This is a genomic window from Haloarcula sp. JP-L23, from assembly GCF_011602445.1.
Lineage (GTDB): Archaea > Halobacteriota > Halobacteria > Halobacteriales > Haloarculaceae > Haloarcula > Haloarcula pellucida.
In genome coordinates, this window is sequence record NZ_CP050014.1 from 3,124,642 (window position 1) to 3,138,999 (window position 14,358).

The 14,358-nt window shown below is 68.2% G+C and carries 15 protein-coding genes; 10 read left to right on the forward strand and 5 right to left on the reverse strand.

The features are described 5' to 3' along the window. On the forward strand, positions 1–1,818 hold the full coding sequence (locus G9465_RS16390; RefSeq protein WP_349674903.1) for an iron ABC transporter permease: 1,818 nt from the start codon (positions 1–3) through the stop codon (positions 1,816–1,818). Beyond that, positions 1,808–2,881 carry an ABC transporter ATP-binding protein gene (locus G9465_RS16395; RefSeq protein ID WP_166971904.1) on the forward strand — a complete coding sequence of 358 codons (1,074 nt, stop codon included), beginning with the start codon at positions 1,808–1,810 and terminating at the stop codon, positions 2,879–2,881. Before G9465_RS16390 ends, G9465_RS16395 begins: the two co-directional genes overlap by 11 nt. A 3-nt stretch (positions 2,882–2,884) precedes the next feature. On the opposite strand, the gene G9465_RS16400 is transcribed toward G9465_RS16395, so the two are convergent. Together G9465_RS16400 and G9465_RS16405 are read right to left on the reverse strand one after the other, a co-directional pair. After that, positions 2,885–3,163 carry a HalOD1 output domain-containing protein gene (locus G9465_RS16400; protein WP_166971906.1) on the reverse strand — a complete coding sequence of 93 codons (279 nt, stop codon included), beginning with the start codon at positions 3,161–3,163 and terminating at the stop codon, positions 2,885–2,887. Between the two features lie 52 nt (positions 3,164–3,215). Further along, positions 3,216–4,775: a helix-turn-helix domain-containing protein gene (locus tag G9465_RS16405; protein WP_166971910.1), complete on the reverse strand. Its 1,560-nt coding sequence runs from the start codon at positions 4,773–4,775 to the stop codon at positions 3,216–3,218. 385 nt (positions 4,776–5,160) lie between these two features. Here G9465_RS16405 and G9465_RS16410 point away from each other — a divergent pair, with 385 nt between their 5' ends. Continuing rightward, on the forward strand, positions 5,161–6,258 hold the full coding sequence (locus tag G9465_RS16410) for a CapA family protein (RefSeq protein ID WP_166971912.1): 1,098 nt from the start codon (positions 5,161–5,163) through the stop codon (positions 6,256–6,258). 4 nt (positions 6,259–6,262) lie between these two features. Here G9465_RS16410 and G9465_RS16415 read toward each other — a convergent pair whose 3' ends face one another. Further along, positions 6,263–7,204, reverse strand: a complete 942-nt coding sequence (locus G9465_RS16415; RefSeq protein ID WP_166971914.1) for a collagen-like protein — start codon at positions 7,202–7,204, stop codon at positions 6,263–6,265. Between the two features lie 163 nt (positions 7,205–7,367). Between G9465_RS16415 and G9465_RS16420 the strand changes: the two genes are divergently transcribed. Continuing rightward, positions 7,368–7,979: a translation initiation factor IF-2 subunit beta gene (locus tag G9465_RS16420; RefSeq protein ID WP_166971916.1), complete on the forward strand. Its 612-nt coding sequence runs from the start codon at positions 7,368–7,370 to the stop codon at positions 7,977–7,979. 184 nt (positions 7,980–8,163) lie between these two features. Here G9465_RS16420 and cysK read toward each other — a convergent pair whose 3' ends face one another. Together cysK and G9465_RS16430 are read right to left on the reverse strand one after the other, a co-directional pair. Further along, positions 8,164–9,102 (reverse strand): cysteine synthase A, encoded by a 939-nt coding sequence (cysK, locus tag G9465_RS16425; protein WP_166971918.1) that lies wholly within the window; start codon positions 9,100–9,102, stop codon positions 8,164–8,166. 62 nt (positions 9,103–9,164) lie between these two features. Then, positions 9,165–9,917, reverse strand: coding sequence for an SOS response-associated peptidase (locus tag G9465_RS16430; protein WP_166971921.1), 753 nt, complete (start codon positions 9,915–9,917; stop codon positions 9,165–9,167). Between the two features lie 81 nt (positions 9,918–9,998). Here G9465_RS16430 and G9465_RS16435 point away from each other — a divergent pair, with 81 nt between their 5' ends. The 6 genes from G9465_RS16435 to G9465_RS16460 all read left to right on the forward strand — a co-directional run bounded on the left by G9465_RS16435 (position 9,999) and on the right by G9465_RS16460 (position 14,232). Further along, positions 9,999–10,883: an aldo/keto reductase gene (locus G9465_RS16435; protein WP_166971923.1), complete on the forward strand. Its 885-nt coding sequence runs from the start codon at positions 9,999–10,001 to the stop codon at positions 10,881–10,883. Positions 10,884–10,886: 3 nt separating this feature from the next. Next, a complete protein-coding gene (locus G9465_RS16440; protein ID WP_227015594.1) occupies positions 10,887–11,639 on the forward strand; it encodes a methyltransferase domain-containing protein in 753 nt (250 codons plus the stop codon). A gap of 65 nt (positions 11,640–11,704) precedes the next feature. Further along, the gene (locus G9465_RS16445) at positions 11,705–12,091 is read left to right on the forward strand and encodes a hypothetical protein (RefSeq protein ID WP_166971925.1); all 387 of its coding nucleotides are present in this window, start codon (positions 11,705–11,707) and stop codon (positions 12,089–12,091) included. A 51-nt stretch (positions 12,092–12,142) separates the two neighbouring features. Continuing rightward, positions 12,143–12,514: a cyclophilin-like fold protein gene (locus tag G9465_RS16450; protein ID WP_166971927.1), complete on the forward strand. Its 372-nt coding sequence runs from the start codon at positions 12,143–12,145 to the stop codon at positions 12,512–12,514. 2 nt (positions 12,515–12,516) lie between these two features. After that, on the forward strand, positions 12,517–12,906 hold the full coding sequence (locus G9465_RS16455; protein ID WP_166971930.1) for a gamma-glutamylcyclotransferase: 390 nt from the start codon (positions 12,517–12,519) through the stop codon (positions 12,904–12,906). Positions 12,907–12,951: 45 nt separating this feature from the next. Further along, positions 12,952–14,232: a TIGR00300 family protein gene (locus G9465_RS16460; protein ID WP_166971932.1), complete on the forward strand. Its 1,281-nt coding sequence runs from the start codon at positions 12,952–12,954 to the stop codon at positions 14,230–14,232. Positions 14,233–14,358 lie beyond the last annotated feature (126 nt).

Consider the following 14,358-nt stretch of genomic DNA (forward strand, 5'->3'; position numbering starts at 1 on the left):
GTGACCGACGCCGCCGAGAGGACGGACAGCGGACGCGGGGCCGCGGCCGAACAGGTCCGAGTCCGTCTCGAACGGTACGCGCTCCCGACGATGGCCGCCGGGACGGTGGCGCTCTTGCTCGTCGTCTTCTACTACCCGGTGGCGACGGTGTTCGTCGACAGCGTCCTCGTCGAGGGGCAGGCGACACTCTCGGTGTTCGTCGGCATCCTCACCGACCCGTTCTACGTCGGCGACCTCGCCGGGCTAGCGACGGGCGAGTCGCCGCTGGCCGTGCTCGAAGACCTGCTGTCGGCGGACCGACGACTCGGCGTCGTCGGGTTCACCGCGTATCAGGCGGCGCTCTCCTCGGTGGCGAGCGTCGTGCTGGGCCTACCAGCGGCGTACCTGCTGGCCCGTTACGAGTTCCCCGGCCGGCGGACGCTGCGCTCGCTGACCATCCTTCCGTTCGTGCTGCCCTCCATCATGGTCGCGGTGGGGTTCGTCGCCACGTTCGGACAGAACGGAACGCTGAACGCCGTGCTGGGTGCACTCGGCCTCGGGGCGGTCGACCTGCTGTTCACGCTGGAGGCCGTGATAATCGCCCACGCGTTCTACAACGCGCCGCTGGTCGCCCGCGTGACGACGGCGGCGTGGGAGTCCGTCGACGCCAGCGCCGTCGAGACGGCCCGGAGTCTGGGGGCGAGTCCGCACCGGGCGTTTCTGGACGTGGTCGCGCCGCAACTGTACCCCTCGGTGCTGATGGGCGCGGCGCTGACGTTCGTGTTCACGTTCGGCACCTTCCCCATCGTCCTCGCGCTGGGCGGGTTCCAACTCGCGACGGTCGAAGTGTTCGTCTATCAGTTGCTACGGGACTTCGAGTACGCCGAGGCCGCCGCGCTCGCTATCGTCGAACTGGTCATCTCGCTCGGACTGCTGTACGCCTACCTCCGGTACGAGGCGCGCCACAGCACCCGGTCGCGCGGCATCCGACCGCTCCCGCGGCGGCCGCTCTGCCCGCCGTCGCGCTCGCTCGGTGACCTGCTCCCGAGAGCGGGCCTCGCGGTGTACGGCGTCGTCGCCCTCGCCGTCTTCGTCGCCCCCATCGCGAGCATGGTGTACGCGAGCGTGAGCGGGCCGAACGGCCTGACGCTGGCCCACTACGAGTTCCTCGTCCGGCGACAGGCGACGGCCGCGGCCTTTCAGGTGACGCCGTGGGACGCCGTTCGCAACTCGCTCGTCTTCGGCGTCGGGTCGCTCATGCTGGCTCTGCCGATGGGCGTCGTCGTCGCCGTCCTCACCACCCGCGAGTACCGCGGGCGGAAACTCGTCGACGCCGTCGGGATGGCTCCGCTCGCGGTGTCGAGCATCGTCGTCGGCATCGGCCTGTTGCGAGGGCTGGTGTTCGGCGTCGAAATCGGTGGCACGCGCCTCGCCGTCGGCGGTGCCCTCGCCATCGTCGCCGCCCACGCCGTCTCCGGGTACCCGTTCGTCGTCCGCACCGTCGCCCCCGGACTGGAGAGCGTGGACCAGTCGCTGGTCGAGTCCGCACGGGCGCTCGGCGCGCCCCGCGCACGGGTGCTCACGGACGTGGAGTTGCCGCTGGTGTGGCCGGCCGTCGTCGCCGGCGCCGCCTTCGCCTTCGCCATCTCGGTGGGCGAGTTCTCCGCGACGGTGGTCCTCGCGACGGGCACCGACCAGTTCACGATGCCCGTCGCCATCGAGCGGTTCATCGGTCGCCGACTCGGCCCCGCGACGGCGATGGGCGTCGTCTTGCTCGTCGTGACGGCCGGCAGTTTCGTCGTCATCGACCGACTGGGAGGTGCCGAGGGTGGCTTCTGAGACGCCGGCGGTCGCGCTCGATAGTGTCACCCGACGCTACGGCGACACCACCGCGCTGAAAGGCGTCTCGCTGTCGGTCCGGGAGGGAGAGTTCTTCACGCTCGTCGGTCCCTCTGGCTGTGGGAAGACGACGACGCTCCGCCTGCTCGCGGGGTTCGAGACGCCGACGCACGGCACCGTCAGGTTCGGCGGCGAGAGCGTGGCCGGCGTCCCGCCGGAGGAGCGCGACGTGGGCGTCGTCTTCCAGAACTACGCCCTCTTTCCGCACATGAGCGTCGGCGAGAACGTCGCTTACGGCCTGCGCTTTACCGACCCACCGGGCGGCGTCACTCGGGATGAACGGGTGTCGACCCTGCTGGAACTGGTCGACCTCGGCGGGACCGAGGACCGCGACCCCGACACGCTCTCGGGTGGGCAACAGCAGCGCGTCGCGATGGCCCGGGCGCTCGCACCCGGGCCGGACCTACTCCTGCTGGACGAACCGATGAGCGCGCTGGACGCGAAACTCCGCGAGCGCCTGCGCGTGCAGGTCCGCGAGATTCAGCGGGAACTCGGCATCACGACGGTGTACGTCACCCACGATCAGGAGGAGGCGCTGGCCGTCTCCGACCGCGTGGCCGTCGTCCGCGACGGGTATATCGAACAGGTGGGGACACCACGGGAGATATACCGCGAACCGGCTACCCGCTTTGTCGCGTCGTTTATCGGCGACAACAACGTCCTCTCGGGCGAGGTGACCGACGTGGGCGTGGGGGCAGATGGCCCTGCCGCGACCGTCGCCGTCGGCGGCGAATCGCTCGGCGTCGGTCTCGACAGTCGTGACGGGGTCGCCGTCGGCGACCGCCTCACGTTCTGTCTTCGGCCCGAGCGCCTCTCGCTCTCCGGCGGCGAGACGACGCTCTCGGCGACGGTGACGAGCACGGAGTTCCTCGGCGAGACGACGCGTGCCCACCTCGACTGGGGCGGAGAGACGCTTCGATTACGGACTACCGATCCGCCGGACGGCGACGTCGTCGTCGGGTTCGACCCGGCAGACGCACACGTCGTCGCCGTCGACCGCTGATTCTCAGTCCCCGAGCGAGGCGTCGGTCGGGTAGACGCGAACGACCCCCTCGTCGTGGACGGTCACCGGGTGGTCGGCGTACTCGAACTGGACGGCTAGCTCCGTCTCGGCGTCGTCGTAGAGGTCCGTGAGTGCATCGCTCGGGAGTGTCCTGTCGAGTGGTCGAAGCGTGGTCGGGTCGACCCCCTTCGCGTCGGCGACGGCCCGCGTCACGGCGACTGCCAGCGGCTCGTCGAGGTCGTCGACATCGCGACAGACCCGGGCCACGGTGTCGGGGTACATGGCCTCATGTACGCTTTCCAATCTGAAAGAGGCCACGGCTCATAAACTAGGGTCAGTCCCCACGTTCGGGTTCGAACACCGCCTCGAACAGTTTCGACTCCGCCGCCCGGAGGTGGTCGTGAAAGGTCGGTGATGTGATGTCCAGCGACGCTGCGAGTTCCTCGCCGGTGCGCGCTCGCGGCGTCTCGAAGTAGCCGCCGTAGTACGCCGTTCGCGCCACGGTCGCCTGTCGATCGGTGAGCGAGTCGAGGACCCGGTCCTCGACAGCCTCGACGTGGTCCGGGTCGATGTCGACGGTCCGGCGGCCGACCAGTTCCGTCTTCGCTGGCGGCGTCCCGAGCAACTGTGCGGCGTCGGCGGCGTCGGCCGACCGGGGGTACCAGACCTCGACCGTCGCCGTCCCGTCGCTGACGCGCACGTCGGCGAGTCGACCCGTCCCCTCGGCGACGCCTGTAAAGAAGGGGTCGTCGTCGTACAACACCTGCAGTCCGGGCGCGCCCTCGCAGTCTGTGAGCGGGACCACTTCCGCGACGCTTTCGTGTGCCTCGGCGGCGTCCGCGACGGCCTCTGGGTCGCCCTCGGTGACGGTGAAGAAGGCGAACGGCGCGTCCTCGGTCGCGTTGGCCGACGACAGTTCGAGCGTCGCGTCGGTGGCCGCCGTCGCGGACGTACAGAACTGCTCGGCGCCGGTGAGTTCGACAGTGAATTCGACGAGCGTGTCCGCGAGGAGCGCTTCTCGCGAGCGGAGGGCGTGGATGGCGTCGCCGAGGCGACGCCCGAGGCCGTCCAGCGCGTCGCGCTCGAACGTGCCGAACGCGGCCGCGCTGTCGACGCCGACGGTGAGGACGCCGTAGGGCGCGCCGTCGTACCGGACCGGAACGGCGATTCCGGCGGTGAGGTCAGCGTCCGGCGACGCGTCCACGATGGGGTCGCCGTCGCGCCGGGCCGCCTGCTGGATGGTGCTGTCGCCGTCGGTAACGGCGCCCCGTCCCTCGAAATCGATGCCGCTTGCGACGCGCGGTTCGACGGCGTCGTCAGCGGCCGTCGCGTCGCCGATCCAGGCGTAGCTGAACCGGTCGATTTCGGTCAGTCGCTCACAGACGGCCCGTTCCATCTCCTCGCGGGAGGACGCCCCGACCAGCGCCGTGTCGACGTTCCACAGTTCGGCGGTGACGTCGGTGACCCGTTCGATGGTCCGCTCGCGTCTGCGCTGTCTGACTGCGTACACGCCGACGAGCAAGCCGGCGACACAGCCCCAGATAGCGGTGTAGGAGACGATGAACGCGGGTTTGACGCTGCCCTGCCAGAGCTGGAACCCGAGCGTCCACAGCACCATCAGGGCGACGCCACCGGTCCCGACCAGCGCCCAGCGGGCGACCGTGAGGCGGTCTTCGAGCGGCCCGTCGTCGGTGTAGACGCGGACGCCGGCGCCCACGACGAGGAGGGAGAGCGCGAAGGGAACCGCGTTTTCAAGCAGGGTGAGGACGACGGGGTCGCCCTGTACGAGGACGTCTTCGACGACATCGTAGGACGCGACAGCCGCCATCACGAGACCGAGCGATACGAGCGTCACGGTACCAGCGAGGGCGCGACGGTCCGAGTCCGTCTCCATCTAGACCAGTTCGGTAGACGTGGCGGCCTGAAATTCTTGTGGGGTCGAGAGTGTGCGTGACACCCGGCTTTCTCTCGCACGCACGAGTATAGACCGGGAATCTTCGGCACCTACGTTCGACCATGCGAGACCGATTCCAGGCGGGCAGTGCGCCGTCGGCGCAGGACCACGACGTCGAGTACGAGGAGGTGTCGGTGCCGGCACTCGTCGTCGGCGCGGACGACACCGGGCTCTCGTTGTGGACCCGTGGCGTCGGGGAACCGAGTGAGGTAGTGCAGCGGGCGTTAGACGCCGGCTACGAACTCGACTACCACCACCTCGAATACGCACGGTGGCCAGTCCCGGGAGCGCATTCAAGGGGGCCCCGCCCCTCGTCACTGACGAAATGGCACCGACCCGCCGCGCCGTCCTCGCCGCGTCCCTCGCCGGCCTCGGTGGCTGTCTGGGCAGCGTGGACGAGGTCGCCGTCGAGTGTCCGGCCCCCGTCGACGCCGAGGAGACCGCTCGACTGGGGTTCGTCGGCGACGTGATGCTGGGCCGCAACGTCGACGACCGCTGGCGCGACGACCCGACCGGCGTCTGGGACGGGATGGCGACCCGTCTCGACGCGCTCGACGGCCTGTTCCTGAATCTGGAGTGCTGTCTCTCCGCCCGCGGCGACCCGCGACCCGGCCGGACGTTCCACTTCCGAGCGCATCCTTCGTGGGCAATTCCGGCCCTGTCGAGTGCCGGCACCGTGTTCGCGAGTCAGGCGAACAACCACGTTCTCGACTTCGGGCCGCGGGCGCTGACCGACACGCTCGCCCATCTGGACGACGCCGGGGTGCACACGGCCGGGTCCGGACCGGACAGAGAGTCGGCCTTCGAACCGGCCCACCTCACGGTCGGCGAGGTCGCCGTCGCCGTCGTCGCTGCTACCGACCAGTCACCGAGTTACGCTGCCCGTGCGGACACAGCAGGGACCGCCTACGCCCCGCTGAGATCGAGCGACCGGCTCACCCGCAACTGGGTCGGCGGCGCGCTGGCACGGGCCCGCGAGCGCGACCCGGACCTGTTGGTCGTCTCACTGCACTGGGGGCCCAACTGGGAGATCGCACCTTCGGGGACCCAGCAGTCGTTCGCCCGATGGCTCGTCGACCGGGGGGCCGACATCGTCCACGGCCACAGCGCCCACGTGATACAGGGCGTCGAGACGTATCGGGGCCGCCCCATCGTCTACGACGCCGGCGACTTCGTCGACGACTACCTCGTCAAGGACGGCCTCCACAACGACCGGAGCTTCCTGTTCGAACTGGTCGTCCGCGATGGCACCCTCTCGGCGCTGGAACTGGTCCCAGTCGAAATCGTGAACTCGCGGGTGACGCCCGCCGACGACGCGGCCGCGGAGTGGCTACGCGACCGGATGCGTTCGCTCTCGGCCCCGCTCGGCACCACCGTCGAGCGAGCGGGGACGGGGCTCCGAATTCCGCTCGGCGACTGCTGAGCGCTCAGTCGTCCTCGTCGTCGTCGTCCTTCGGACCGGCGTGGTCCGGTGGCCCGGCGTGGTCGGGCGGGCCACGTTCCTCGTCGTCGTCCTTCGGACCTGCGTGGTCTGGCGGCCCAGCGTGGTCGGGCGGGCCACGTTCCTCGTCGTCCTTTTTGCGCTTCTTGTCCCGCTTTCCCCGGTCGTCATCGTCATCGTCGTGGTCGTCGTCATCGTCGACATCGTCGTGGTCGTCGACATCGTCGTGGTGGTCGTCGTCACAGACCCCACGGCGTAGGCGCAGATGCTTCTCACGGTCCAGTTCGTACCGGTCGGGGTCGTCGATGTCGCCAGAGAGGATTTCCCACCGGTCGAGACGGCCGTCGTAGAACTCGCCGAAGAGGTCGGCGTCCTCGTTGAACCGCGGCCTGATGAGCAGCGAGAGGTCGCTGACGTCGAGACCACGGAGGGCACCACCGTCGGTTCGCTCGGCGGCCCACGTCCAGTCGACTGTCGTCTCCGTGTCGTCGATGTCCCACCGGTCGTAGTTCGAAGAGCCGTCGTAGAAGTCGTCTTTCACCACCCACCTCGCGTCCGCCGGGATGTTCTCGAAAGTGAACGAGACCGACCCGCCGGGAGAGTCGTCGTCGAGTTTGTCGTGGACGATGACGAGACTCAGACCGTCCGGCCCGTCGTAGAGAAACAGGATGCTGGTGTCCTCTCGCTGGAGGTCTTTCGTCCCCGTGGAACTGTAGAAAAAGTCCTCCTGCCCCCAGCGGTAGAGGTCGCGGACAGACTTATCGCCCGAGAGCGGGTCGACGCGGATACATCGGTCGCCCTGTTCGACGACGAAGCCGTCGTCGTGTGCGCTGACCCCCCCAGCAGCGACGGCGAGGCCACCGGCGGCGGTCGCCGTCGTCGCGAGAAACTGTCGGCGGTTCAATGATTCTGACGAATCACTCGTCATAGCGGAGTCAACCGGAGAGTAGGAATTTGTTATAGTGAGCATATCTCGGCGACGATTCGTGAATCCGAGCTTACCCGCCGCCTACGAGGTGCTGTGGGCCGTCGTCGGGAACTGACAGCGGCTATCACGGAACCCATTTACGTCAGAACACGCTCTAGCAGGTATGAACTACGAGGCCGCACTCCAGCGAGCGTACGACGTACTCCCAGACCAACCCAGAGAGGCCGGTGAGCGTCTCTCCATCCCGGACCCCGAGGGACAGACAGACGGAGCGTTCACGCGGCTGACGAACCTCGGCTCCATCGCCGACGCGCTCTCGCGAGACGCCCAGCACCTCCACAGCAGTATCCAGCGCGAACTCGGGACCAACGGGCAGTTCGACGGCGGCGAGGCCCGCTACAACGGGTCCTTCGACGTCGCTGACTTCCAGGCCGCAATCGACGCCTACGTCGCCGAATACGTCACGTGTTCGGAGTGTGGCCTGCCCGACACCGTCCTCAAGACCGAGGACGGCGTCGACATGCTCCGCTGTCAGGCCTGTGGTGCGTTCCGCCCCGTCTCGAAGAGTGCGAGCAAGACCACCCAACAGCAGACGCCGACGCTCGAAGAGGGCGAGACCTACGAGGTCAAGATCACCGGAACTGGCCGCGAGGGCGACGGCGTCGCCGAGAAGGGCAAGTACACCATCTTCGTCTCCGGCGCTCGCGAGGGGCAGGTCGTCAACGCCTACATCGAGAGCATCAGCGGCACCCTCGCCTTCGGGCGCGTCCAGTAAGCAGTTCTGCGGGCAGTTTTCGCTACCTAACGTATTTGTTTCAGACGGTCCGTCGCGGGCGTCTTGCTCTCGACCGGATGCTCGCTATACCTCCTGCTGGCCGGTGAGGCGTTCCAGCGCGACGACGACGGACGGGTCCTGACCGGGGACACGAACCCACACGAGTTCCGCTGGTAAGTCCGAACTACTCGTCGCCGTCCCAGAGGTCCGTCGAGAGGTACCGTTCTCCCGTGTCGGGCAGGACGACGACGACCGTCTCGTCGGGGTTGTCGTGTGCGTACTCGGTGGCCGCGTGAAGCGCCGCACCAGCGGAGATACCGACCATGAGACCGTCCTCGCGTGCGAGACGGCGGGCCGCCTCCATTGCCTCGTCCTCGCTGGCGACGCGTACCTCGTCCAGCAGTTCGGTTCGGAGGATGTCGGGGACGAACCCGGGGCCGATGCCCTGAATCCCGTGGCTGTCCGGGTCGTCGCTCGACAGCAGTTGAGAGGCTTCGGGTTCGACGGCGACGGAAGTCACGTCCGCTCCTTCCACCTCCGCGATGTACTCAGAGATGCCGGTGATAGTGCCGCCGGTCCCCACGCCGGCGACGACGGCGTCCACGTCGCCGTCCGTGTCCCGCCAGATTTCGGGACCGGTGGTCTCTCGGTGAGCGCGGGGGTTGGCCTCGTTCTCGAACTGGCTGGCTCGAACCGCGTCGTCGGCCGCGGCGAGTTCGTCCGCGCGGTCGATGGCCCCGCTCATGCCGTCGTCGGCCGACGTCAGTTCCAACTCGGCGCCCAGTCCCGACAGGAGGCGACGACGCTCCTCGCTCATCGACTCCGGCATCGTCAGCACGCAGTCGTAGCCGCGGGCCGCGGCCACCGCCGCCAGTCCGATGCCGGTGTTGCCGCTGGTCGCCTCGACGACGGTACCGCCCTCCGGCAGTTCACCGGATTCGGCGGCCGCCTCGATCATGTAGGCGGCGATGCGGTCCTTGACCGAGTACGGGTTGGCCGCCTCGTACTTCCCCAGCAGATTCGGCGCGAACGAATCCAGACGGACCAGCGGCGTGTTCCCGACGAGGTCCGTTACGTCCGATGCGACGGCGCGTGTCTCCGGTGGCTCCGCGACTGGTTGCATATCGCGGGCTTCACGATTGGTCGGGGTAAGCCCCCCACCAGAAAACTGTGGGTGTCGAAGTCCTACACCTCGACTTCCTCGATTAGTTCCGGTCTATCGGTGTGTGGACTGTTGACCGCCGTCGAGACGGGATACGTGCGCATCGGGCCGTCGTAGGGGTCGAGAAGGTCCACAGCGGTCGCTGTATCGGCAGTGAGCCACGTCTCTTCCTCTCCGGGTGAGAGAATCACGGCCATGCGGTGGTGGAGGTCACGGACGGCGTCGTTCGGTTCGGTCGTGACGATGGTAAACGTCTCCACCACGTCGTCCTCGCCGCCGTCGTCGCCGCCCCCGCCGAACTCACCGAGGCCGGTCTGTCGCTGTGGCGGTTCCCACCGCTCGTAGAGACCGGCCATCGCGAAGATGTCGTCGTCGGGCAGGGCGACGCGGTAGGGCTGTTTGCCCCCGCCACCGCTGTCTCGCGGCGTCGCCGCTCGACTGTTCGCGGAGCGCTGTTCCGCGCTATCCACCCACTCGTAGAAGCCGTCGGCCGGCACCAGACAGCGGCGAGACTCGTAAGCGTCTGCGAAGGACCGCTTCTGGCCGAGCGTCTCGGCGCGGGCGTTGATGTAGCCGTGGTCAGAGCGCGAGTCGGCCCACGAGGGAATCAGGCCCCACTCCATCCGCTGGATGGTGTCGGGGTCGTCGTTCGTGATGACCGGCAAGGACTGACTCGGCGCGGCGTTGTAGCGGGGTTCGAACTCGAAGTCGAAGGCGGCGTCGAACCGCGCTTCGAGGTCCGCTGGCGGCGCGAACAGGCTGTAGCGGCCACACATACCACAGAGAAAGGCGGCGACGGGCAAAAGTCTCACCGTGTCGCCACCAACAGTTTTGCGCGTCCGCTCCGACGTACGGATATGGAGACCCGCCCACTCGGCGCGACCGGACAGGAGAGCACCGTGGCGACGTTCGGCGCTATCGCCCTGAACTGGCTGGAACAGGAGGGTGCGAACCAGATGGTCGAACACGTCCTGGACCACGGCGTCAACCACTTCGACGTCGCACCGACCTACGGCGACGCCGAACTGAAACTCGGGCCGAAACTCCGGCAACACCGCGAGGACATCTTCCTCGGCTGTAAGACCCAAGAACGGGGCTACGACGGCGCGGCCCACAAACTGGAGCGGTCGCTCGACCGCCTCGGCGTCGACACCATCGACCTCTACCAGATTCACGGACTGGAGTACGAGTCGGAACTGGACGAGATTACGGGCGACGACGGCGCACTCGCGGCAATCCGCGAGGCGAAGGACGACGGCAGAATCGACCACATCGGGCTGACGAGTCACGGGAACCCCGACCTGGTCCTCGACGCCATCGACCGCATCGACGACCTGGAGACGCTGATGTTCCCGCTGAACCCGGTCGTCGCCGGGAAGGACGACGACGAATACGACTACGAAGCCGTACTGGAGCGCGCGAACGAGGAGAACATCGGGACGCTGGGTATCAAGGCGTTCGCGAAGGGGTCGTGGCCGTCCACCTCGGAACTCCCCGAGGAGGACCGCCCATACGCGAACTGGTACGAACCGGTCGACACGCCCGAGGAGATCCGCGAGCGGTTCGATTTCGCGGCCACACGGGGCCTGAGCACCGTCGTGACGCCGGGCGATCCGAAACTCGTCTCGATGGTACTCGACGCCGCAAGCCGGTACGACGGAATGGACGAAGCGACACAGCGTGCTCTCATCGAGCAGTCCCGCCACGACGACAGCCCGGTGCCCGAACAACTCCACCACTGAACCGTGGCCGAAGAGACGCCATCGCAGACCGTGCCCGAGACGGTCAAGGCCGCCATAGCTGACCGGCCCGTCGAGGGGCGGGTCTGTCTGGAAGCGGGCGCTGGCGTCGGGAACACGACCGCTGGACTACTGGCGGCCGGCGCGGCGCGTGTCTATGCCGTCACCGACGACCCGGACCACGCCGCGATGGTGCGCGACCGCTGTGGCGACGCCACGGACCGCCTCGTCGTCGTCGAGAGCGACCTCCGGCAGACGCCGCTTCGCTCGGACTCGGTGGACCTCGTCACCGCCCACGGCCTCTGTAACCTCCTCGACCCCGCGGCGCTGGCGGCCGTCGCGGCGGAGCTCTCGCGGGTCGCGGCCGCCGGGTGTCACCTCGTCGTCGACGACTACGAACCGCTCCCCGAGAGCGCCGCCGTCCGTGACCTCTTCGCCGTCGAGAACGCCGCCACCGAACTGGCCACCGGCCGTTCGGCGCTGACCTTCTACCCGGCGTCCTTGCTCAGGCGCGTCTTCGCAGGTCACGGCTGGACGTTCGACAGGGAGCGGACGCTGCTGGACCCGGTGCCGTGGACCGCGAGCCACCTGTCTGCACACGCGGGCGTCGTGACGGACGCAATCGCAGGCCTCCCGCCGGAACTGGGCGACCCGCTGGAACGGCGGGCCGAGCGTCTGGTCGAGGCCATCGGCGAGGAGTTCGCCGGGACGATGTACAGCGTCGCGATGACGCGCCCGGACAGCGACGAGACTCGCTGAGAGGCCCCCGTGTCATCTGCCCGCGAGTTTAAACGGGATGACGCCCTACCGTGGCACGAAGGCACATGACGACCGACCCCTCGTTCTCGATTCCGCGGCGCCCCCAGCGGCGGTTTCCCCACGGGAGCGGGGTCGAGTACGAGGGCGGCACGGAGTTCGAACTGCTCCCGGACGCGGACCTGTCGACGTCGGACCTCGCCGGCGTCGTAGCCGACATCCTCGCCGACGGCCCCTACCGCTACGGCGACTTCCACGACCTGCCGATGCCGCTGTGGCTGGTCCGGGACGAGGGGACCGCCGACGTGTTCCGGGTGGCGGTGCGCGACGGCACCGTCCGACTCCACGTCTTGCCGACGACGGAGCCACCGGGGTTGCGACGGTTCTACGAGCGGCTCTGTGCGCGGGACTCGGACTGGTCGTGGCGCGTCGAACGGTTCGTCGACGAGGGCTGAATCGGGACGCTCGCCAGTGCAATTTTGGTCCTGCCGGTCCCACCTGCGGTCATGAGCGACCTCCGAGTACAGGTCGGTGAGGCGGTACTCACCGCGACCTGGACCGACGCGAACCACGCGACGCGGGACGCGCTGGCCGACGCACTGCCGCTCTCTGGCGACGGAGCGCGGTGGGGAGACGAACTGTACTTCTCGGTGGCCGTCGACGTGCCGCCGGAAGACGCCCAGACCGAGGTTCCCGTCGGCGCCGTCGCCTACTGGCCACAGGGGAACGCGCTGTGCCTGTTCTGGGGGCCGACGCCGGCCAGTCGGAACGGCGAGCCACGGGCCGCCTCGCCCGTGAACGTCGTCGCCGAGATAGACGACGTGCGCCCGCTCTCGAATATCTCTGGCGGCGCGTCGGTCCGAATCGAGCGGGCGTAACGATGGACGTGTTCGTCTACGGGACGCTGACCGACCACGCGACGGCGACAGCGGTGCTCGATACGTACGAGTACCGCGGGGCCGCGGAACTCGTCGGGCTCCACCGAATCGACGGGCGCTACCCGACGCTGTCGCCCGGCGGGAAGACGGCGGGGCGGATACTCCGGACGCCCGACATCGAGGCGTTAGACGAGTACGAGGGCGTCGACCGGAGGCTCTACGTCCGCGTCGCCGTACCGCTCGCGTCGGCGGACGAGTCGGTCGAGTGTTACGTCGGTGACCCCGACGCACTCGGCGCGCCGGTCGAGTGGCCCGGCGAGGGCGACTTCGAACGACGAGTCCGGGCCTACTGTACCGAGGCGGGCGTCGTGGTTCGCCAGCCTCCCGAGTAGTACGCACCCAAAACCGTCTTACGCGACTGCCGCCATTTCCACTGCATGACTGTCTCTCGCGAAGTGGTACTCGAGGGCCACATCATCGACTCGGGGATGATGGAGTCCAGTTTCGGGACCATCATGGACCTCGGAGGGTCGTTCACCGTCGAGGAGTTCGACATCGGTCGGCGAAAGGACGAGGAATCCTACGCCCGCCTGTTGGTGGAGGCCGAGGACGAGGCGGCGCTCCAGTCGATACTCCACGAACTCCACCAGCACGGCGCGAACCCCGCCGACCCGAAAGACGCGAAACTCCAGCCAGCCCCCGCCGACCAAGTCGTCCCGAAGGGGTTCTACTCGACGACGAACCACCCGACGTACATCCGCTACGACGACGAGTGGCTCGAAGTCGAACACATGGAGATGGACTGTGCGGTGGTCGTGGAAGACGGCGCGGAGCAACGCTCCGCGGACCGTTCGAGCGGGCAGGGCCCGCGAGACGACGGCGCGGAGCCGCGAGCCTACACGAAGGTCCTCAACGCCGTCGAGGAGGGCGACCGCATCGTCACCGGCGAGACGGGCATCAGAGTCGACCCGCCGTCGCGGCCCCGCGACTCCGGCGGCGCCTTCGGATTCATGCAGGGCGGGGTCTCCGCCGAGCGACCGTCCGAATCGACCATCCAGAAGATAGCCGGCGCCATCGAGGAGACGAAGCGAGACGGCGGGAAGGTGCTGGCGGTCTGTGGCCCGGCGCTCATCCACTCTGGTGCCCGCGAAGACATGGCCCACCTCGTCCGCGAGGGGTACGTCGACATGCTCTCGGCCGGCAACGGCTTCGCCGTCCACGACATCGAGCGTGACCTCTACGGCACGTCGCTGGGCGTCGACACCGAAACCCTGGACCACGCCCGCCACGGCCACAAACACCACATCTACGCCATCAGTGAGGTCATCCGCGAGGGGAGCATCGAGGCGGCCGTCGAGTCGGGCACCATCGAGTCCGGCGTGATGTACGAGTGCATCGAGAACGACCGCCCGTTCGTGCTGGCGGGGTCCATCCGCGACGACGGCCCCCTGCCCGACACCATCACCGACGCCGTCGAAGCCCAGAACGCCATCCGCGAACAGGCCCACGAGGCCGACATGGTGCTGATGCTCTCGACGCTCCTGCACTCCGTCGCCGTGGGCAACTGTCTCCCGTCGACGACGCGTGTCGTCTGTGTCGACATCAACCCCTCGACGGTCACGCAACTGCTTGACCGCGGGAGCGCACAGGCGGTGGGGATGGTCACCGACATCGGCACGTTCGTCCCGATGCTGGCAGAGCAGTTAGACGGGGAATAGCGAGGGTCTGAGCGTAGCGCAGACCCTCGAAACGAACGGGAAACGAAGTGACCCGTGAGGAGCAGCGAGAGTCCGAGAAACTGTGAGGGCCCTCGAAGCGACGCCGTGACCGCAGAGCAGTACCGA